General features: G+C 61.8%; 16 protein-coding genes. 6 read left to right on the top strand and 10 right to left on the bottom strand.

The genetic code is table 11. The features are described from left to right. Positions 1–245: 245 nt before the first annotated feature. The 4 genes from HX807_RS11695 to HX807_RS11680 all read right to left on the bottom strand — a co-directional run bounded on the left by HX807_RS11695 (position 246) and on the right by HX807_RS11680 (position 4,344). Positions 246–1,313: an ABC transporter ATP-binding protein gene (locus HX807_RS11695; RefSeq protein ID WP_008430152.1), complete on the bottom strand. Its 1,068-nt coding sequence runs from the start codon at positions 1,311–1,313 to the stop codon at positions 246–248. Between the two features lie 5 nt (positions 1,314–1,318). Beyond that, the gene (locus HX807_RS11690) at positions 1,319–2,110 is read right to left on the bottom strand and encodes an ABC transporter permease (protein ID WP_008430153.1); all 792 of its coding nucleotides are present in this window, start codon (positions 2,108–2,110) and stop codon (positions 1,319–1,321) included. Between the two features lie 28 nt (positions 2,111–2,138). After that, positions 2,139–3,074, bottom strand: a complete 936-nt coding sequence (locus HX807_RS11685) for an ABC transporter permease (RefSeq protein ID WP_008430156.1) — start codon at positions 3,072–3,074, stop codon at positions 2,139–2,141. Positions 3,075–3,183: 109 nt separating this feature from the next. Next, positions 3,184–4,344: a PotD/PotF family extracellular solute-binding protein gene (locus HX807_RS11680; RefSeq protein ID WP_008430158.1), complete on the bottom strand. Its 1,161-nt coding sequence runs from the start codon at positions 4,342–4,344 to the stop codon at positions 3,184–3,186. Between the two features lie 759 nt (positions 4,345–5,103). On the opposite strand from HX807_RS11680, the gene HX807_RS11675 reads away from it, so the two are divergent. Next, entirely contained in the window at positions 5,104–6,195 is a 1,092-nt protein-coding gene (locus tag HX807_RS11675) for a thiamine pyrophosphate-dependent enzyme (protein WP_177050030.1), read from the top strand. On the opposite strand, the gene HX807_RS11670 is transcribed toward HX807_RS11675, so the two are convergent. Next, the gene (locus HX807_RS11670) at positions 6,186–7,052 is read right to left on the bottom strand and encodes a helix-turn-helix transcriptional regulator (RefSeq protein WP_032899479.1); all 867 of its coding nucleotides are present in this window, start codon (positions 7,050–7,052) and stop codon (positions 6,186–6,188) included. The two genes, HX807_RS11675 and HX807_RS11670, sit on opposite strands and share 10 nt — an antisense overlap. A 437-nt stretch (positions 7,053–7,489) precedes the next feature. On the opposite strand from HX807_RS11670, the gene HX807_RS11665 reads away from it, so the two are divergent. The 5 genes from HX807_RS11665 (at position 7,490) to HX807_RS11645 (ending at position 13,280) form a co-directional block, all read left to right on the top strand. Next, positions 7,490–8,656, top strand: a complete 1,167-nt coding sequence (locus tag HX807_RS11665; RefSeq protein ID WP_177050028.1) for a Gfo/Idh/MocA family protein — start codon at positions 7,490–7,492, stop codon at positions 8,654–8,656. Positions 8,657–8,720: 64 nt separating this feature from the next. Continuing rightward, positions 8,721–9,752 carry a glycoside hydrolase family 3 N-terminal domain-containing protein gene (locus HX807_RS11660; RefSeq protein WP_177009789.1) on the top strand — a complete coding sequence of 344 codons (1,032 nt, stop codon included), beginning with the start codon at positions 8,721–8,723 and terminating at the stop codon, positions 9,750–9,752. Next, positions 9,739–10,779 carry a glycoside hydrolase family 3 N-terminal domain-containing protein gene (locus tag HX807_RS11655; RefSeq protein ID WP_102605571.1) on the top strand — a complete coding sequence of 347 codons (1,041 nt, stop codon included), beginning with the start codon at positions 9,739–9,741 and terminating at the stop codon, positions 10,777–10,779. The genes HX807_RS11660 and HX807_RS11655 overlap by 14 nt, the downstream gene beginning before the upstream one ends. After that, on the top strand, positions 10,763–11,644 hold the full coding sequence (locus HX807_RS11650; RefSeq protein WP_177050026.1) for a sugar phosphate isomerase/epimerase: 882 nt from the start codon (positions 10,763–10,765) through the stop codon (positions 11,642–11,644). Before HX807_RS11655 ends, HX807_RS11650 begins: the two co-directional genes overlap by 17 nt. 49 nt (positions 11,645–11,693) lie before the next feature. Continuing rightward, positions 11,694–13,280 (top strand): GMC family oxidoreductase, encoded by a 1,587-nt coding sequence (locus tag HX807_RS11645; protein ID WP_134326920.1) that lies wholly within the window; start codon positions 11,694–11,696, stop codon positions 13,278–13,280. Between the two features lie 41 nt (positions 13,281–13,321). On the opposite strand, the gene HX807_RS31520 is transcribed toward HX807_RS11645, so the two are convergent. The 5 genes from HX807_RS31520 to xylA form a co-directional block, all read right to left on the bottom strand. Then, positions 13,322–13,501 carry a hypothetical protein gene (locus tag HX807_RS31520; protein ID WP_032899468.1) on the bottom strand — a complete coding sequence of 60 codons (180 nt, stop codon included), beginning with the start codon at positions 13,499–13,501 and terminating at the stop codon, positions 13,322–13,324. 91 nt (positions 13,502–13,592) lie between these two features. Then, on the bottom strand, positions 13,593–14,729 hold the full coding sequence (locus HX807_RS11640) for a sugar ABC transporter permease (protein ID WP_003219656.1): 1,137 nt from the start codon (positions 14,727–14,729) through the stop codon (positions 13,593–13,595). Further along, positions 14,730–16,289 (bottom strand): D-xylose ABC transporter ATP-binding protein, encoded by a 1,560-nt coding sequence (gene xylG / locus HX807_RS11635; protein ID WP_134326919.1) that lies wholly within the window; start codon positions 16,287–16,289, stop codon positions 14,730–14,732. 68 nt (positions 16,290–16,357) lie between these two features. Further along, a complete protein-coding gene (gene xylF, locus HX807_RS11630; protein WP_003219660.1) occupies positions 16,358–17,359 on the bottom strand; it encodes a D-xylose ABC transporter substrate-binding protein in 1,002 nt (333 codons plus the stop codon). A gap of 57 nt (positions 17,360–17,416) precedes the next feature. Next, positions 17,417–18,733 (bottom strand): xylose isomerase, encoded by a 1,317-nt coding sequence (xylA, locus tag HX807_RS11625; protein ID WP_177050024.1) that lies wholly within the window; start codon positions 18,731–18,733, stop codon positions 17,417–17,419. Positions 18,734–18,745 lie beyond the last annotated feature (12 nt).

Genomic DNA, 18,745 nt, shown 5'->3' with positions numbered 1-18,745 from the left:
CGCGGTGCCGGAGTGAGGGAACGCCGAGCCTAGGCGAGGCAGAGCCCTAATGAGATGGTCAGCCCGGCACGGGCCCCCGGTAAATCTAGACTTACCGGAGGGCCCACTTCCCGCTCAATAAAACCGACCATTACTCTCTTCCCCCCGGGCAAAAAAAACGCCAGACCAGCCTCCCGTGAAAGAGCGCATGATCCAGCGTAAAAATGAACCTCGGCTGCTTCAGCCAGGCCCCATGTTCAACCCCTTCAGACCGGAATCACCACAAAGCTTTCCGGTTTGCAGGTCAACGCCACATTCGTACCCGGCGGCAGTGCGTGGCTGCCGGGAGTCGGCAGTTGCTGGCATTTGAGATCAAGCGTGCCACCGGCCACCTCCACGCGGTAGATCACCCGATTACCGATAAACGAAGTGTCCTTGACCTTCCCGGCAAACGCACCGTCGGCCAGTGCGGCGCCCAGAGCCGGCTCAAGGCCGATGGTTTCAGGCCGGATCGACACATTCACCGGCCCTGCACCCACGCCGCTTTTAGCGGTGTGGGCATAACGCCCAAACGGCAACTCGACCACGCCACCTAGCCCATATGTGCCGTTGACGATATTGGTATCGCCGAAAAACCTGGCGGCAAACAACGTGCGCGGCGACCAATACATCTCCTGCGGCCCGCCGATCTGCTCGATGCCACCCTTGTTCAGCAGTACCACACGGTCCGACAAGATCATCGCTTCGTCCTGGTCGTGAGTCACATACACAAACGTGGTGGAAGTCTCTTCGTGGATGCGCTTGATCTCGTTAAGCATGTGATGGCGAATCTTCAGGTCCAGGGCCGCCAGTGGCTCGTCCAGCAGCAACACCGCCGGGCGATTCACCAGCGCGCGGGCCAGGGCCACACGTTGCGCCTGCCCGCCACTGAGCTCGGAGATCCAGCGGCTCTTGAAGCTTTCCAGTTGCACCAGTTCCAGCGCCTTGTTCACTTCACGCTTGATCTCATCCTTGGGCTTCTTCTTCAAACGCAACCCGAAGGCAACGTTGTCGAACACGTCCAGGTGCGGGAACAGCGCGTACTTCTGGAACACCATATTCACCGGGCGGTGTTCAGGCGCCAGGGCGGTGGAGTCCTTGCCGTCGATCACCACTTTGCCGGTGGTGGGCTCTTCGAAGCCGGCAATGATCCGCATCAGGGTGGTCTTGCCGCAGCCACTGGGGCCGAGCAGGGTCAGGATCTCGTTGCGTTTTACCGTGAGGTCGACTTTGCCCAGGGCAGTGAGGTTGCCGTAGCTCTTGGAAATCCCGGTCAGTTCAATACTGTTGGTCATGGTGATTACTCTGCAGTTTCAGCACGTTCAAGTTCGAGGCGGCGACGACGCAAGGTCATGACCAGGCCGGCAATGGCGATGATGGCAATGGTCACCACCAGCATGAATACCGAGGCGGCATTGATGGTGGGGCTGACGGCGCGGCGCATCATCGAAAGAATCATGAGGGGCAGCGTGGTGTCGCTGCCGGTGACGAACACGGTGATCAGGAATTCATCCATCGACAGCGCCACCGCGAGGATCGCGGCGCCGGCAATGGTTGGCCCGATGATCGGCAGCGTCACCAGCCAGAACGCTTTGAGGGGCGAGGCGCCGAGGTCACGCGCGGCCTCCTCGAACGACAGGTCGAAATACTCCAGCCGTGAGCGCACCGACTCCACGAAGAACGGAAAGGTGAACAGGGTGTGGCCGATGATCACCGTCAGCAGCGAGCGGGGCAGGCCGACCAGTGAGAAGAAAATCACCAGTGCAATCCCCAAAAACAAACCGGGCAAGGCGATGGGGGCGAAGTTCATGAACGCGAACACTGCTTTTACCCGGCCTTTCATGCGCATCAGCGCCAGGGCCGAGAACGTGCCCAGCAGCGTGGTGAGAATCGCCGAACCGGCGGCGACGATCGCACTGTTGGTCAGGGCTGTCATGAAGTCCGAACTGCTGAACAGCGCCTCGTACCAGCGCGTGGAAAAACCCTCGAACGGGAACGACAGCGAGGCGGACGAGTGAAAGCTGAACAGCGCGATAATCGCGATGGGCGCGTAGAGGAACAACATGTAGACGTAAGTGAATAACCGGATCATGGCGAGTTACCTTTTTTATGAGCGGCAGTCAGTCGTGGTAACGCTTGCCGGGTGCCAGGTTGGCTGCGCGCAACACCCCCAGCAGCAACGCGTACACCAGCATGAACACGATCAACAGCAGATAAGCCATCGCCGCACCGAGTGGCCAGTTACCTACCGAGCGGAACTGGTTGGCGATCACCAGCCCGGTGGTCATCGCATCCCGGCCGCCCAGCAGTTGCGGGGTGACGTAGTCGCTGGCGGCCAGCACGAAGGTGAACATGAAGGAGCTGACGATGCTCTTGTGGGCCATCGGCATGATCACCCGCCACAGAATGGTGACACCGCCGGCGCCCAGGTCGGCAGCGGCCTCCAGGTAGTCCTTCTTGATGTCCCGCAGGCCCGACACCAGCAGCAACAGAGTGAAAGGCAGCATGATGTGCACCAGGGTCAGCACCACGGCGAACTTGCTGAACACCAGCCACTCCAGCGGCTGGTCGATCAGGCCGAAGTGCAGCAGGGTGGAGTTGATCACGCCGTTGGTGCCCAGGATCGAGCGCCATGCGTAGACCCGTACCAGGTAACTGGAAAACCACGACACCAACGCCAGGTACAACACGGCGTTGGAGCGTGTGCGGTACACGATGTAATAGGCCACCGGCGCACTGATCACGGTGGAGAGCAGGGCGGTCCAGAAGCCGTTTTGCAGGGCGATCCACAGCGAGTCATAAAACCCGCTGGCGCTCAGGGCCTTGGCATAGTTGGCCAGGGTGGCGGCGGGCTCCATGCTGAAGGTCTTGGCGGTCCAGAAACTGGCAATCAGCAACAGTGCCGACGGAACCAGAAAGAACACCACCAGAAACAGCAACGGCGGCGACGCCAGCCAATACCCGCTGAGGGTTCTCTTATCCATCTTCACGTGTTTACCGACCCTTGAATCGCCGTCGTCCAGGGGCATGGACTCGGTGTTGTTGACTACGGTCATGATGAGGTTGCCTTTGCGTTTTTATTCGAGAGTCAGGGCGCGTTGACCCGTGGGGCGCGTGTTGATGAACACCCACCCCACGGTTGCCAGCGCCGGCGTGCCAAGCGCTCTAGAACGAGCCTTTGAAGTTCGCCCACTGATCGATCCATTCCGCATAGGTCACATACTTTTCGGAGCTCAGGGGCGGTTGGCCATAGAGTTTGGATTTCTCGAAGAAGCTGTCGAGGTTCGCGTAGTCAAAGGTGTTTCTCAGGTCCTCCGGCAGCAGCGGCACGGCCTTGGGGTTGACCACGCCGGAGAACATCGTGGTTGCCATCTTGGCCTGGGTATCGGGCTCCAGGGTCTTGTTGATGAACTCCAGGGCCAGGGGAATATCCTTGGCGGTTTTCGGGATGAACAACGCATCGCACCACAGCGCTGCGCCTTCGCTGGGCACCGACAGGGCAGTGGTCACGCCACGCTTGATGGTTTCGCTCGGGGTGTTGGCGGAGGCCGAGAACACCGCGTCCACTTCACCCGATACCAGCAGCGATACCGCGTCACCCGACGAAGCCGCGAACACGCGGCATTGATCACGGTACGGCTTGAGTTTTTCAAAGGCGTCGTTGAATTCGGCGCGGGTCAGGTTGGGGTACTTGTCGCCGTAGCCGGCGATAGTTGCGATCAGCGACCAGTTCGAGGTGCCGTCATCGACAAAGGTCAACTTGCCCTTGAGCTTGGGGTCCAGCAGGTCGGTGTATTGGGTGGGCTTTTTGACGTTCTTGGGGTTGTAGATGATGGTGTTCATCCCCCACAGCAACGGGATGCCCCATTGCTTGCCGTCCCAGTACCAACGGCTGCCCTTGTAGAACAGCGCGAGGGTATTGTCGGCGGAATAGTTGGGGATCTTCGTGGTGTCGATGGCCTTGAGCAGGCCCATTTCCTGATAGATCTTTTCGTAGCCCAAGGCGTACATGGTCAGGTCGAGCTGCACTGGATCGGAGCCGGCCAGCCGGGCGGTGATGTCGTCCTGGTTGCTGGCATAACTGGAGCGCACGGTAACGTTGCGTTGCTTGCGCCAGTCGGCAAGTTCGGCGTCGCCGGTTTCGCCTTCCCAGCCGAGGATTTCCAGGTGCCCGGTGGTGGCGGCAAATGCGCTGGGCACGAACGAGCCGAGGTACAAGCCTGCGGCAGAGGCGGCAGCGCCCAGCAGGAACGAGCGTCGTTTCAAGCTGAGGGAATTGAAGTCAATGCCGGTCAAACCATAACCCGTCTCTATTTCTTTTTTCATTTCGAGTTCCTGCCTGGGTGGTGGGTGCAAATGTTGAGCGACTTGCAAGGCGTGGGCCTGGTGTCGATGCCAGGTGCGTCCTTTTGTATGCAGTCAGTTGGATCGGCAGTGTTATGGCCAGCATTGATTCCATGCTGCTGGGGAGGGTGGTAAGGCCTCCACTGTTCCGATTGACTCTTCCTTGGCGGGGCGACGCACGCTTATTCCGGGCTGCAGGGTGTTGCGGGCCTGAAGCGGTGCGCCCAGCGCTTGATAGGCTCGGCTTGTTGTTTTCATGGGTTGAGTATTGAGCGGGGAGGCGGGGGGCTCAATTTCGCAGGGGGGTTAAAAGCGACGCACTCTGACGCATTGGAGTGACCTAAGCGGCGCACGTGGGGGGCCAGGGGTTTCTGGGGGGATCCGTAGCAAGAGCACGGCGGCCTGAAAGCCGACCTGCAGGTGAGAAACCAGAGCAAAAGCAGAGCGGCTTTTCTGTAGGCGCTGGCTTGCCTGCGATGCAGACAACTCGGTATATCAGACACACCTGGGCGATGCCATCGCTGGCAAGCCAGCTCCCACATTTGACCGTGCCCGCTTTAGCTTTTGATTTGGCTTCTAACACTCAAGCCGGCCTGCAGGCCGCTGTGCTGTAGTGAGCCCCAATATCTGCGTCAATCTGCGTCTCTTTTACCCAAGGTGCGAAATTGAGCCCACCCCGCACCAGGCGAATACTCCAAGCCTGATCCCGGCCCAGACGCCGCGCATTCGCTGGAGTATCGAGTGAAATTCACAGGTGGCCAAATCATCGCCAAGGCACTCAAGGCCAACAGTGTCGACTACGTAGCCGGGCCCCCGGGCGACGGCGCCCGGGCCCTGGTGGAAGCGCTGCTGACCCCGGGCACCGACATCCCCTTCATCCACGTCATCCAGGCCCACAGCGCCGTGCACCTCGCCGACGGCTACTACCGTGCTTGCGGTCGCCCCATGGCCGTCGTACTCACGGGCCCCCTGGGCATCCCCTCAGCCCTGGGAGCCCTCGCCACCGCGCACCAGGACGCCTGCGCGCTGCTGGTCATCAGTAACGCCCAGCCCGAAACGATAGCCGCCAACGTCATGAAAGATCACGCGACGGTTTCGACACTACAACAGCTACCCCAAGCCCTGCGCCAAGCCTTCGACACCATGCTGAGCGCCCATCCCGGCCCCGTCAGCCTGTCCATTGACGACGCCCTCCAAGGCGCCTCCACCAACGCCAGCCTGCCACCCGCCACCCTGCGTGGAGAACCCCAACCCACCCCGCGTAAAATCAGCGTACTGCGCGAAGGCCGCGCCTCATCCTCCGTGCTGGAAAACGACGCCATCCTCGTCATCGGTAGCGGCCCCACCCAGCCCATGGCCCGCAAAATGTTCCCGGTGCATTACCCCGGCAGGCACTTGTGCGCCGGCAACCCCGCCACCCTCGGCTGGGCCGTCCCGGCAGCGATCGGCGCCAAGCTCGCCATGCCCGCCCGCCAGGTGGTCTGTGCCGTGGGCAGCCGGGATTTCCTGCAGTCGATGCAAGAGATGGCCGTGTGCGTGATGCACAGCATTCCGGTGGTGTTCCTGGTCTTCAACAGCAACGGTGACGAAGCCCTGGGCGACGTACAGACGTTGCCCATCGAGCAGCACCGGGCCGGTGAATTCAACCTGCCGGATGGCAAACCCTATGCCCCGGACTTCGCCGGCATCGCCCGAAACTTCGGCCTTGAAGCCTGGCGCGTGGAACACGCGTCACAACTCAACGCGACCCTCGTCAAAGCCCTCAACAGCAAGGGCCCGTCGCTGGTTGAAATGATGACGGCACGCCAGCCCCTGCAGGTCCCTCAGTCCTGACCGCCCCAGACAATGGTGGCGTTGTCGCCGGTCATGTATTCACGTACGTCCAGCGGGATCGACTGGTCGCTGGGCAACAGCACCGTTGCATTGCGCAAGTGATGCTTGCGGATCTTGCCCTTGTCCACCAGTCCCAGCGCCATGCGCGTGGAGAAGGGTTGGCGGAACGAGGACGACGCCACACCCGTCACCAACCCATAGAGAAAACGGATCGGCCGACGATGCTGCGGCGTCAGGATCGAGAACGTCATTTCGTTGCGTTGCTTGCCTTCGAAATCCACCATGAACAGGCGATCGCCCAGCAGCAGGCAGAACCCGTGGTAGGTGAATGAATAACCGATCTTGCCGCTGCCATCGCGCAGCGGAAAGCGCTCGACGGTGACGTACTGCACCATCGAGTCGGCGCGGTACAGGCAGGTGACCGAACGCAGGATCCGGCCCTTGTAGATCGATGAATTGTGGTAGCGGTAATACACCCCCAGATAGTCTTCGAGCACGTCAGCCGACTGCTTGGCCAGCGGCAGGAAATGATTGAACTGCTCCGAAGCCCGCAAGCCGGTCGGCAGTTCGTTTTCATAGCCTTCATAGAACTTCTTGAACTCGGCGGGCGGGCGGAAGAGGTCTTCGGCTTCCATCATGAAATAGCGGCCGATCTTTTGCAGAATCTTCTGCGACGGCACGTGCTGGCCCACCAGGTACTTGTTGAACTGCTGGCGGTTCACATCAACTTTGCGGCACATGTCGGCCACCGACCGGCAGGACTCCACCAGCGTGCTCAGATTCTTTTGCACATTGGCCTGCAAGTCGCTGCGCGCCTGCTGTCGCTCGGGGTGGGAGGTGGCGGCGGCTAATGACAGGGGCGATGAGTCCGGGCGGCTGGGCATTATTATCTCGATGTACTTGGCTGGTTAAGGCGCCAGTTATTAAGTTATAGCGCGGTTATCGAATAACCTTGGGCATAACCGTAATAACCGTTTAAGCGTTTGAAACTTCCGATCATTACCAAAGCATCTTTCATGCCGTTTGTTTAAGTTCAAACATGAAGTTTGAGCATAACTGAATGCGTCAGATTGTAAGCGCTTTTGCTGAAGGTTCGGCGCCAGTGCGTTGTGGTTTTCACGGGTCAATCGTGACGGTGGCGGTCCGCCCAGTAACACATTCGATAGCGACGGGTAACACCCCGTGCTGCGCAGGAGTGCTTCAGTCCGCGTCAGGTATCGCCAAGGGTGCGAAATGGTGGAAACACCGGTCACCCCTGATACTCGGGCCAATGCTTTTTGCGGAGGATTGGGCGATGGCAAGGTTGACCGGCGACATTCCCGGAAAGAGGCGACTCAAGGTCGGCATGGTCGGCGGCGGGCAGGGCGCTTACTTCGCCAGTTACCACCGCGCAGCGATGCGCCTGTGTAATCGCTTCGATATCGTCGCCGGCGCATTCTCTGCCGACGCGGATAAATGCCGCGAGGCGGGCGCAGCGCTCACTATTGAACCCGAACGTATCTACTTGTCGTTCGAGGACATGGCGGCCGCCGAGTCTCGCCGCCCCGACCCGATCGAGGCGGTGGTTATCGTGACGCCCAACCACTTGCACTTCGAACCGTGCCGGTTGTTCCTGGAGGCGGGCATCCCGGTGATCTGCGACAAGCCCCTGGTCAACCACCCTGACGAAGCCCGGGAGCTGGCGAACCTTGCCGAGCGCCACGGGACATTTTTTGCGCTGACCTACACCTATCAGGGCTACCCGATGGTCAGGGACGCCCGCAGTCGAATCCAGGCCGGCGAGCTGGGTGAGCTGCGCTTCCTGTACGTCGAATACCTGCTGGAGTGGCTGGCCCCCGGCGTGTCCGGCTTGAGCAATAGCCTGGCGTGGCGCGGTGACCCGCAAAAGGCCGGCCCCACCGGCGCGCTGGGAGACGTCGGCACCCACGCCTTCAACCTGTTGGAGTTTCTGTCCGGGCAGCGCTGCACCCAGCTCAACGCCAAGTTGACCAGCGTGGTGCCGGGTTGGGGCCTGGACGATACCTGCGTGGTGCAACTGGAATTCGACGGCGGCGTGGATGGTTTGTTGTGGGCCAGTTTCGCCGCGCCCGGGCATCGCAACGGCTTGCGCTTCAAGGTCGTCGGCAGCCTGGCTTCGCTCGAATGGTGCCAGGAGTCACCGGAAACCCTGTTGTTCACGCCCACTGACGGTGCAGACCGCATCTATCGGCGAGGCCAGTCCGACAACAGGCCGCAGACGCTGACGTTCACCAGCTTGCCGGCGGGCAATACCGAAGGTTATCTGGAAGCGCTGGCCGTGCTGTACGCCGACTTCGCCGAGGCCCTGGACGCCGGGGCGCAATGGCGCACAGCGACCAGCGTCCCGTTGCCGGATATTCACGAAGGCGTGCGCGGGGTGTTGTTGTCCCAGGCCAGCCTCGAATCCCATCAGCAGCGGGCCTGGGTGCCTTTCCCGCGGTAATTGATTTCATGCGTGGCACCGCTGCGCATCCAACGACTCACCCAAACGCTGTTGAGGAAAAACAATGTCAAGCGAACTGCATCGCGCCGCGTATTCGGTACTGCTTCCCGCATTCGGGGATTTGCACCTGGACGACAATGTGCGCCGTTACCTGAGCCGTGGTGGTGTATCCCTGTTGCTTGGGGAAACCCGGGATGAATACGTGGGCCGAGGCATGAGCCCGGCGCGCAAGGCGGCCGAGTCCAAAGCCGATTTCATCAGTATCGTCAAGGAAGCCACGGCGCTGGCGGGCTCTGCGGTGCTGATCGCGGTAGACCAGGAACTCGGCGGAATCGAACGCCTGCACCAACTGGTCCCGGCGGTCGCCACCCGGGCGCAGCTCCAGGACCTCGGCGCCGAGGACCTCGAGCAACGTTGCTTCGAGATGGCCGCCGCGGCCCGCGGGCTGGGCGTGAATCTGTTCCTGGCGCCCATCGTGGACGTGGTCACCGGCGTCAATCCATGGCTGCACAACCGGCACCTGGGCGCGGATCCAGTGGAAGTCAGCCGAGTGTCCTGCGCGTTTATCCGCGGGGTGCAGCGCGCGGGAGTGATCGCCACTGCCAAGCACTTCCCCGGGCACTACGTCACCGAGCACGATCCGGCGATTGCCGAAGCCACCGTGCCGGGGCCGCTGGAATTGCTGCATGACAATCTTGAAGTGTTCAAGCAGGTCATCGCCACCGGCGTAAAAGCCGTCATGCCTGGCCCGGCGGTGTTTCCTGCGATTGATGCGCAGCAGTCGGCGTCCACCTCGTCGAAGGTCATCGGCGTACTGCGTGACACCCTCGGCTTCGAAGGCCTGATCATTTCCGATGACCTGGACGCGGTGTCGATACTGCGCGGCAACACCATCCCCGACACCGCCGTAGCCTCCCTGGTGGCCGGTGCGCACCTGTTGCTGGTGTCCAGCGAGTCAGGCCTGGACAGCATCGCCGAGGCGATTGTCGCCGCCGTCCACGAAGGCACCCTGGACCGCCAGGTTCTGTTGGACGCCGCTGCCAAGGTTCGCCAACTGGCAATCGCCACCCAGGAAACCAGCCATGAGCGCGAATGACCGCAAGGCCTACGGCGTACTGTTCCCGGTATTGCTGGACGTGCAGATGACGGATGACGTGCGTCGGTTCCTCGGCAATGGCGGGCGCAGCCTGTTGTTTGGCGAGACCGGAGAGGAATACGTCAGCGGAAAAATGAGCGCCAGCCGCCTGCAAACCGAAACCCTGGACATCTGGCAGCGTTTTACCGGCACGGCCACCGAACTGGGTGGGCCGCTGCTGCTGGCAGCCGATGCCGACATCTCCGCCGTGCACCGCTTGCAAGGGGTGACCCCGGCGCTGCCGGAGCCCGATGTGGCCCGGGCGATGGATTGTGCGGCGCTGGAGCAGGCGTGCTTCAAGGTCGCCACCGCCGCGCGGGCGACCGGGGTCAACCTGCTGCTGTCGCCGACGGCGGATGTGGTCGGCGGCCGTAATGTGTGGCTGGCGGGGCGCACGCTGTCGGGCGATGTCCACCAGACGGCGGCGATGGTCGGTGCGTATGTGCGCGGCGTGCGGCGGGCCGGGATGGCCAGCACCCTGAAGCACTTCCCCGGGCACCCGGTGCTGTTTCAGCAGCCGTCGACTGAAACGGCGGTGGTCAGCGAATCCATGCAGCAACTGCGGGCCTTCTGGCCCGGGTTTCAGGCCGGGATCGACGCTGGCGCCGATGCGGTGATGATGGGCCCGGCGATATTCGCCGCATGCACACCGCCCACGGCAGCCTCGGTGTCGCCTGAATTGATCGGCGTGTTGCGCCAGGAGTTGGGCTTCAAGGGGCTGGTGATGACCATCGACCTCGATCACCGCTCAACCATCGGCCAGATGTCCCTCGGCGAGGTCGCAGTGGCCGCGCTGAATGCCGGGGCCGACTTATTACTGATTTCCGCAAAGGCTATGCCCCACGTGCCGCAGATCGTTCGGGCGATTGTCGCCGCCGTCGCCGAGGGCCTCTTGCCCCAAGCACGGCTGGACGCCGCGGCGTTGGCCGTTGGTGCCTTGGCTGATCGCTGTTCAACCGTAGGAGCGCCATATGGCAACCCAAAATAACGTCCTCGCCCTGCATTCCACCGTTGCGAAACACTCGACCCTGGCGATGGATATCGACATAGCCCGGACGCTGGGTTTTGACGCGCTGGAGATCAACAGCGGCAAGCTGGAGGCGTATCTGCAGGCCGGCTATACCGAGTCAGAGCTTCAAGCACTGCTCAACGACGTGCCTGTCACCGGCATCGGCTACCTGCGGGACATCGAACGCCAGGGCGCCGAGCGCGATGACCTGTTCAAGGAAGCCCGGCGGCTATTTGAGCTGGCCAATCTGGTGGGCGCCAAAGGCGTGCAGGTCCTCACCGGTCCGATCAATGTACAGGCGGTGATTGATTTTCAGGCGATCGGCAAGAGCCTGCATTACTCAGGCTTGCTGGGCATGGATCAGGCCGAACAATACGCCCGCACGGCAAGCAACCTGGCGGAGTTGGCCGATGTGGCCAGGCAATACGGTCTGCTGCTCTACCTCGAAGCCTTGTCCTGGACGCCACTCAACACCCTGGATCACCAACTGCAGCTGATTGAACGCACCGGGCGCAGCAACGTGAAGATGGTGATCGACTATTGGCATTGCTTTACCAGCGGCGTGACCCCTGCGGACGTCGCCCGGCTCGACAAGGACGTGATCTACGGCGTGCATGTCTGCGACTCACTGGCCTTCGAAGGCGGTATCCCGAATGAGGAGGTGCTGCGCGATGTGCCCACCGGCAGCGGCGTGCTCGACCTGGTCGAGTGGACCGCCGCGGTAAAGGCCACCGGGTACGCCGGGTGGTGGAGTTGTGAGTTGTTCTGCAAAAAACAGCAGCAGCAAAACAGCTACGCCGTCGCCCAACAATTGAAGACGCTGTTAACCGGCCTGGTCGGTTGATAACGCGCGTTTCGACACTGGCTGAATACTAAAAAGATCTGAGGTTGTCATGGTGGATTTCATCGTAATCGGGGGCGGCTCCACGGGCTGCACAGTCGCATCGCGCCTGAGTGAGGATGCGGGAGCGTCGGTGGTGCTGTTCGAGGAAGGCCCGCGGGATCGCAGCCCTTACATCCATATTCCCGGCGCCTACTACAAGACCGCCCAGGGCCCGCTGCTCAAGCGTTATGCGTGGGAGCCGACCGAGGACCAGCACCGCAGCGAAACGCCGACCATGGTCCAGGCCAGCGTGCTCGGGGGCGGCAGCTCGGTGAATGCGATGATTTATATCCGTGGCGTGCCCGCCGACTACGACGGTTGGGCCGAACAGGGCGCCGCCGGGTGGTCGTATAAAGACGTGTTGCCGTACTTCAAAAAGGCCGAGGACAACGAGCGGTTCTGCAACGAGGTGCACGGTGTCGGCGGGCCGTTGGGGGTGTCGGACCCGATCAATATCCACCCCTTGACCAAAGTCTGGCTGCGGGCCTGCCAGCAGTTTGGATTGCCCTATAACGAAGACTTCAACTCGGGCCAGCCCGAGGGCTGCGGGCTGTACCAGATCACCGCCAAAAACGGCTTTCGCAGCAGTGCCGCCGTGGCCTACCTTGCGCCGGCCAAGTCGCGCAAGAACCTGACGGTGAAGACCGGCTGCCGGGTGCTGCGTATCCTGATGCAGGGCAACAAGGCCGTCGGCATCGAATACCTGGAGAAGGGCGTGCGTCAGGTGATGCACGCCGACAAGGAAATCATCCTGTCCTGCGGCGCCATCAACTCACCCCGGTTGCTGATGTTGTCGGGGATCGGGCCCGCTGAGCAGCTGGAAAAACACGGGATCAAAGTGGTTCAGGATTTGCCCGGTGTGGGGCAGAACCTGCAGGACCATATCGAAATTTCACTGGTGTATGAGCTGACCGGCCCCCACAGCTACGACAAGTACAAAAAACCGTGGTGGAAGCTTATGGCGGGGTTGCAGTACGCGTTGTTCCGGCAAGGCCCGGCGGCGTCCAACCTGATTGAAGGCGGGGCGTTCTGGTGGGGCGACAAGACAGCGGTGCACCCGGATATCCAGTATTTCATGGTGGTGGGCGCGGGCATCGAAGAGGGTGTGGATTCGGTGCCCGGCGGCAATGGCTGCACGTTGAACCTGGGGCAGATACGGCCAAGGTCCAGGGGCTATGTGGAGCTTTACTCCGCCGACCCGATGTCCCCGCCGCGCATTGTGCCCAACTACTTTTCCGATCCGTACGACATTGAAAGCCTGGTGGATGGTTGCCTGGTGGGCGAACAGATCATGGCCCAGGCGGCCTTCAAACCCTACGTGGCTCGTCGGCATGTGCCGGAACCCACCGTGCGCTCGCGCGAAGCGATGAAGCAGTTCTGTCACGAGGAAGCCCACGCCGCACTGCATCCATCCGGCACCTGTCGCATGGGTGTGGATGAGCGGGCGGTGGTGGGGCCGGACCTCAAGGTGCATGGCATCGAAGGGCTGCGGGTGGCCGATGCGTCGATCATGCCGACCCTGATTTCAGGCAACCCCAACTCGGTGTGCATCATGATCGGCGAAAAAGCTGCCGACATGATCCGGACCGCCCGATAGAGTTGCCCGGGCGGTAACACCAGCCTCTTTTTGGGGCAGGCTCAGGCGCCGATCAACCACAGCGCGAAACAGCTGCCGAGGGCCAGCAGCCCAAGGGCGATGCCAAGCTTTGCCTGCAGTTCAAGGGGCATTGCCCTAGGGTCCGGATGTTTGTCCATGGAATCAACGGACTGTACGCGGCCGTTGATCATCTGAGCGGTTGCAAAGAACAAACTGTGCATGGCATGTGCCTCGTGGGTCGTTTCTGCTCAAGTCGAGGCCGATATCGGCCGCCTGCTGGTCAAGAGCAAGCTCCATGCCATTGCCCCAACCTCAGCGACGCCCCGTCCGCGTACTCACATCCACCCACACCGCCAGCACCAGGATGCTGCCCTTGACGATCATCTGCCAGTAGCTGTCCACGTCGAGCATCGACATGCCGTTGTCCAGGCTGCTGATCACCAGTGCGCCGAGCAGGGCGCCGTACACCGTGCCCGAACCGCCGCGCATCGATGTACCGCCGATAAAGCACGCCGCGATAGCATCCAGTTCGCCCATGTTGCCCGCCGAAGGTGAACCGGCCGCCAGGCGCGCGGTGTTGACCAGCCCGGCGAGGGCGCACATCACGCCCATGATCCCGAAGATCCACAGCTTGACCGCCTGCACGTTGATCCCCGACAGGCGCGTGGCTTCCATGTTGCTGCCCACCGAGTAGATGCGCCGGCCAAAGACGGTCTGGCTGGTGACGTAACTGAATACCCCCAGCAGCACCAGCAGAAGCAGCACCGGCACGGGAATGCCGTCGTAGCTGTTGAGGGTGTAGACGAAGCCGGCCAGCACGAAACCGATCAACACCACGCGCACGCTGTCGCGCAGCATCGACGGCAGCGCCAAGCCGTGCAGGGCGCGGTTGTGGCGTTGGCGCCAGGTCAGGAATATCGCCAGCCCGAACAGCAACACGCCGAGAATCACCCCGACCACTGTCGGCAGGTAACCCTGGCCGATGTACACCAGTTGTGGCGAAACCGGTGCAATCGTGGTGCCGCCGGTAATGCCCAGCAGCACCCCGCGAAACGCGAGCATGCCGCCCAGGCCGACGATGAAGGAGGGGATGCGCAGGTACGCGGTCATGTAGCCGTTGCCCAGGCCAATCAGCAAGCCACAGAGGGCGACGATGGCCAGGTTCAGCGGCAGGGGAATGTGATAAACCACATCCAGGATCGCCGCGACGCCGCCGAGCAAACCGAGCATCGAGCCCACCGACAGGTCGATCTCGCCGCTGATGATCACCAGCACCATGCCGCAGGCCAGGATGCCGGTAATGGACATCTGCCGCAGCAGGTTCGACAGGTTGCGCGGGGTCAGGAAACCGCCTTCGGTCTGCCAGCTGAAAAACACCCAGATCAGCACCACGGCGATCAACAGGGCGAGCATTTTGTAGCGGGTGAAGAGCTGTTTGACCTGGTTCATTTACGCGGACTTCCGATCATTATTATTGTCATGCCCGTTCGGTTGGCTGAGGGCGGCGGCGAGCACCTGTTCCTGGGTCAGGCCCTGGTTGATGAAGTCGCCGCGCAACTGGCCCTCGCCGATCACCAGCACCCGATCGGAGACCCCCAGCACCTCGGCCAGCTCCGAGGACACCATGATGATCGACACGCCTTCGGCCGCCAGCGCGCCCATCAATTTGTAGATCTCATATTTGGCGCCCACGTCCACGCCACGGGTCGGTTCGTCGAGGATCAGCACCCGAGGTTTGGTCAGGAGCATCTTGGCCAGTACGGCCTTCTGCTGGTTGCCGCCGGACAGGCTGGTGATCGGCAGGAAAGGGTTCGCCGTCTTCAGGTGCATGCGCTTGATTTCCTGCTCGACGCTGCCCAGTTCCGCCTCGGCATCGATGCGCGTCAGGTGCGAGAAACGGTCCAGCACCGCCAGGGTGATGTTTTGCCCAACGCCCAGGTCCGGGACGATGCCCTGGCGCTTGCGGTCTTCCGGGACCATGCACAGCCCGGCGCGAATCGACTTCAGCGGCGTGCGTGTATCAATGGGCTTGCCATCCAGCCACACCTCGCCTTGGTAGCGCCCGGGGTAGCTGCCGAACAGCGCCGACACCAGTTCCGTGCGGCCGGCGCCCACCAGCCCGGCGATGCCGAGGATTTCGCCACGGCGCAGGCTGAACGAAACATTGTCCACCCGCTTGCGGCCCGGGTTGTCGACGTCGTAGCAGGTGACGTTGCGCGCCTCGAACAGCACCTCGCCGACCGCATGGGGTTCGGTGGGGTAGAGGTTGCTCATCTCACGGCCGACCATCTGCGTGATGATGCGCGACACGTCCATCTCGGCCATGGCCGTGGTCGCGATGTGTTTGCCGTCGCGGATCACCGCGATGGTGTCGCAGATGGCCGAGACCTCATCGAGCTTGTGGGAGATGTACACGCAGGCGACGCCCTTGGCCTTGAGCCCACGGATGATGTCCAGCAGCACCTCGATTTCCGAGCGGGTCAGCGCCGAGGAGGGTTCGTCGAGGATCAGCAGGCGCGCCTGCTTGTTCAGGGCCTTGGCGATTTCCACCAGTTGCTGGTAGCCGCCGCCGTATTGCGAAACGGGCAGGGCGACGTTCATGTCCGGCACTTTCAGCTCGCGCATCAGGGCTTCGGCACGGTGCATCATGGCGGGGTAGTTCATGCGCCCGCCGGGCAGTGTCAGCTCGTGGCCCATGAAGATGTTTTCGGCCACCGAGAGGTCGGGTACCAGGGTCAGTTCCTGATGGATGATCACGATGCCGCAGGCTTCGGTTTCGGCGATGGAGTGGGCGCGCAACGGCTGGCCGTCCCAAAGGATTTCGCCGTCCCAGGTGCCATGGGGATACACCGCCGACAGCACTTTCATCAGGGTCGATTTGCCGGCGCCGTTCTCGCCGCACAACCCTACGCATTCCCCAGGTTTTACCTTGATGTCGATGCCATTCAGGGCTTTGACGCCACCGAAGGTCTTGACGATGTTATTCATTTCCAGCAGGTAGTCGGACATGGCGGGCACTCATTCCACAGCGAAAAGGCAGGAGCGGCCTCATACCGCCCCTGCAGTGAGCCGTACGCTTACTGCCCGGCGATTTGCGCTTTGGTGTAGAACCCGTCTTCTTCCAGCACGTTGACGTTGTCCTTGGTCAACGCGGTCGGCTTGAGCAGGATGCTCGACACCTGTTTGCTGCCGTTGTCGTACTGCGAGTTGTAGGCCGGTTTCTCGTCACGCACCAGTTGTACCGAGAGCTTGGCCGCCTCGGACGCCAGCAGCTTCAGGGGCTTGTAGACGGTCATGGTCTGGGTGCCGGCGATCACGCGCTTGATCGCGGCCAGGTCGGCATCCTGGCCCGAGACCGGCACCTTGCCCGCGAGTTTTTGTGCTGCCAGGGCCTGGATCGCGCCGCCGGCGGTGGCGTCGTTGGAGGCGACGATGCCGTCGATCTTGTTGCTGTTGGCGGTCAGGGCGTTTTCGACAATGCTCAGGGCTTCGGTGGGGTTCCATTCCTTGACCCATTGCTGGCCGACAATCTTGATGTCGCCCTTGTCGATCGAAGGCTGCAGCACCTTCATCTGGCCCTGGCGCAGGATCTTCGCGTTGTTGTCGGTAGGTGCGCCGCCCAGCAGGAAGTAATTGCCTTTAGGCTGCGCGTTCAACACGCCCTGGGCCTGCATCTCGCCGACCTTTTCGTTATCGAAGGAGATGTAGGCGTCGATATCGGCATTCAAAATCAGCCGGTCGTAGGATAGCACTTTCACCCCGGCTTTCTTGGCCTCGGCCACCACGTTGTTCAGCACCGTGGCATTGAACGGCACGATCACAATCACGTCGACGCCCCGGGAGATCAGGTTTTCAATCTGCGAGATCTGCCGCTGTTCGTTGGCGTCCGCCGACTGCACATAGACCTTGGCCCCCAGTTGTTCGGCGGCGGCGGTGAAATAATCGCGGTCGCGGGCCCAGCGTTCAAGGCGCAGGTCGTCGATGGAAAAGCCGATTTTCGGATGGGCCGCGTCGGCCATGACCGAATTGGAAAGCAGTGCCAGAACGCTGGTGAGCAAGACAGTTTTCAGGTGTTTCATGATGGTGAGTCCCTTTTATTGTTGTTTAGACGCACTGCTGGACCTGGAGCGTAGCGGTCATGGGTAGATAAAGCGATTCACTACGCCTTCGAGCATCTCCTGGCGGCCACTCACAGCTTGTGGGTTCAGTTGGTGGCTGAAGGCATGCTCGGCCAGCGACGCCAGGCTGAAGTCGCCGCCAAGCACGGCACGCCCGAAGGATTGGTCCCAGCCGGCATAACGCTGGGCCTTGAATTGTTCGAGGGCGTCGTTCTGCACCATGGCGGCGGCACGTTCCAGGGACAGCGCCAGCACGTCCATTGCGGCCACGTGGCCATGGAACAGGTCCACTTCGTCGAGGCTTTGGCGGCGTACCTTGGAGTCGAAGTTGTAGCCACCTCCCTTGAAACCACCGGCCTTGAGTACCTCGTAGGTGACCAGGGTCAGCTCCTCGACGCTGTTGGGGAACTGGTCGGTGTCCCAGCCGTTCTGCGGGTCGCCACGGTTGGCGTCGATGCTGCCGAAAATCCCGAGGGACGCGGCGGTGGCGATCTCATGGTGAAAGCTGTGGCCGGCGAGGGTGGCGTGGTTGGCCTCGATGTTGACCTTGATCTCTTTCTCCAGGCCGAACTGATGCAGGAAGCCAAACACGGTGGCGCTGTCGTAGTCGTATTGGTGCTTGGTGGGCTCCTGTGGCTTGGGCTCGATAAACAGCTCGCCGGTGAAGCCGATCTTGTATTTGTGCTCGACCACCATGCGCATGAACCGCCCGAGTTGCTCGCGCTCGCGCTTGAGGTCGGTATTGAGCAGGGTCTCGTAGCCTTCGCGGCCGCCCCACAACACATAGCTGGAGCCCTTGAGACGGTGGGTGGCATTCATCGCGCTGAATACCTGGGCCGCCGCATAGGCAAACACTTCCGGGTTCGGGTTACTGGCGGCGCCGGCGGCAAAGCGCGGGTTGCTGAAGCAGTTGGCAGTGCCCCACAGCAGCCGGATACCGGTCTGTTCCTGATGGCCTTCGAGCTGGTCGACCATTCGCGCAAAGTTGTCGCGGTACTCCGCCAGGCTTGCGCCCTCGGGGGCCACGTCGGTGTCGTGGAAGCTGTAGTAGTCGATGCCCAGCTTGGAGAAAAACTCGAACGCCGCTTCGGCCTTGCCGCGTGCCACTTGCAGGGCTTCCCCCGGTTGCTGCCAGGGCCGCTGGAAGGTGCCGGAGCCAAACATGTCACTGCCGGGCCAGACGAAGTTGTGCCAGTAACACGCGGCCATCCGCAGGTGCTCGCGCATCGGTTTGCCGAGGATCAGCTTGTTTGCATCGTAGTGCCGGAAGGCCAGGGGAGAGTCGCTATTGGGGCCTTCATAGAGGATTTTTTCGACAGCGGGAAAGTAGGGCATCGCCAGATCCTT

The organism is Pseudomonas sp. D8002 (assembly GCF_013385695.1).
Lineage (GTDB): Bacteria > Pseudomonadota > Gammaproteobacteria > Pseudomonadales > Pseudomonadaceae > Aquipseudomonas.
The sequence above is the reverse complement of the archived record's forward strand: the minus strand, read 5'-3'. Positions and strand labels throughout refer to the sequence as shown.

Coding starts and splice junctions, on each gene's coding strand:
- xylA (WP_177050024.1), bottom strand. CDS start 18,733: ATGCCCTACTTTCCCGCTGTCGAAAAAATCCTCTATGAAGGCCCCAAT.
- HX807_RS11685 (WP_008430156.1), bottom strand. CDS start 3,074: ATGACCGTAGTCAACAACACCGAGTCCATGCCCCTGGACGACGGCGAT.
- HX807_RS11650 (WP_177050026.1), top strand. CDS start 10,763: ATGGCAACCCAAAATAACGTCCTCGCCCTGCATTCCACCGTTGCGAAA.
- HX807_RS11655 (WP_102605571.1), top strand. CDS start 9,739: ATGAGCGCGAATGACCGCAAGGCCTACGGCGTACTGTTCCCGGTATTG.
- xylF (WP_003219660.1), bottom strand. CDS start 17,359: ATGAAACACCTGAAAACTGTCTTGCTCACCAGCGTTCTGGCACTGCTT.
- HX807_RS11680 (WP_008430158.1), bottom strand. CDS start 4,344: ATGAAAAAAGAAATAGAGACGGGTTATGGTTTGACCGGCATTGACTTC.
- HX807_RS31520 (WP_032899468.1), bottom strand. CDS start 13,501: ATGCACAGTTTGTTCTTTGCAACCGCTCAGATGATCAACGGCCGCGTA.
- HX807_RS11690 (WP_008430153.1), bottom strand. CDS start 2,110: ATGATCCGGTTATTCACTTACGTCTACATGTTGTTCCTCTACGCGCCC.
- HX807_RS11665 (WP_177050028.1), top strand. CDS start 7,490: ATGGCAAGGTTGACCGGCGACATTCCCGGAAAGAGGCGACTCAAGGTC.
- HX807_RS11695 (WP_008430152.1), bottom strand. CDS start 1,313: ATGACCAACAGTATTGAACTGACCGGGATTTCCAAGAGCTACGGCAAC.
- xylG (WP_134326919.1), bottom strand. CDS start 16,289: ATGTCCGACTACCTGCTGGAAATGAATAACATCGTCAAGACCTTCGGT.
- HX807_RS11640 (WP_003219656.1), bottom strand. CDS start 14,729: ATGAACCAGGTCAAACAGCTCTTCACCCGCTACAAAATGCTCGCCCTG.
- HX807_RS11645 (WP_134326920.1), top strand. CDS start 11,694: ATGGTGGATTTCATCGTAATCGGGGGCGGCTCCACGGGCTGCACAGTC.
- HX807_RS11660 (WP_177009789.1), top strand. CDS start 8,721: ATGTCAAGCGAACTGCATCGCGCCGCGTATTCGGTACTGCTTCCCGCA.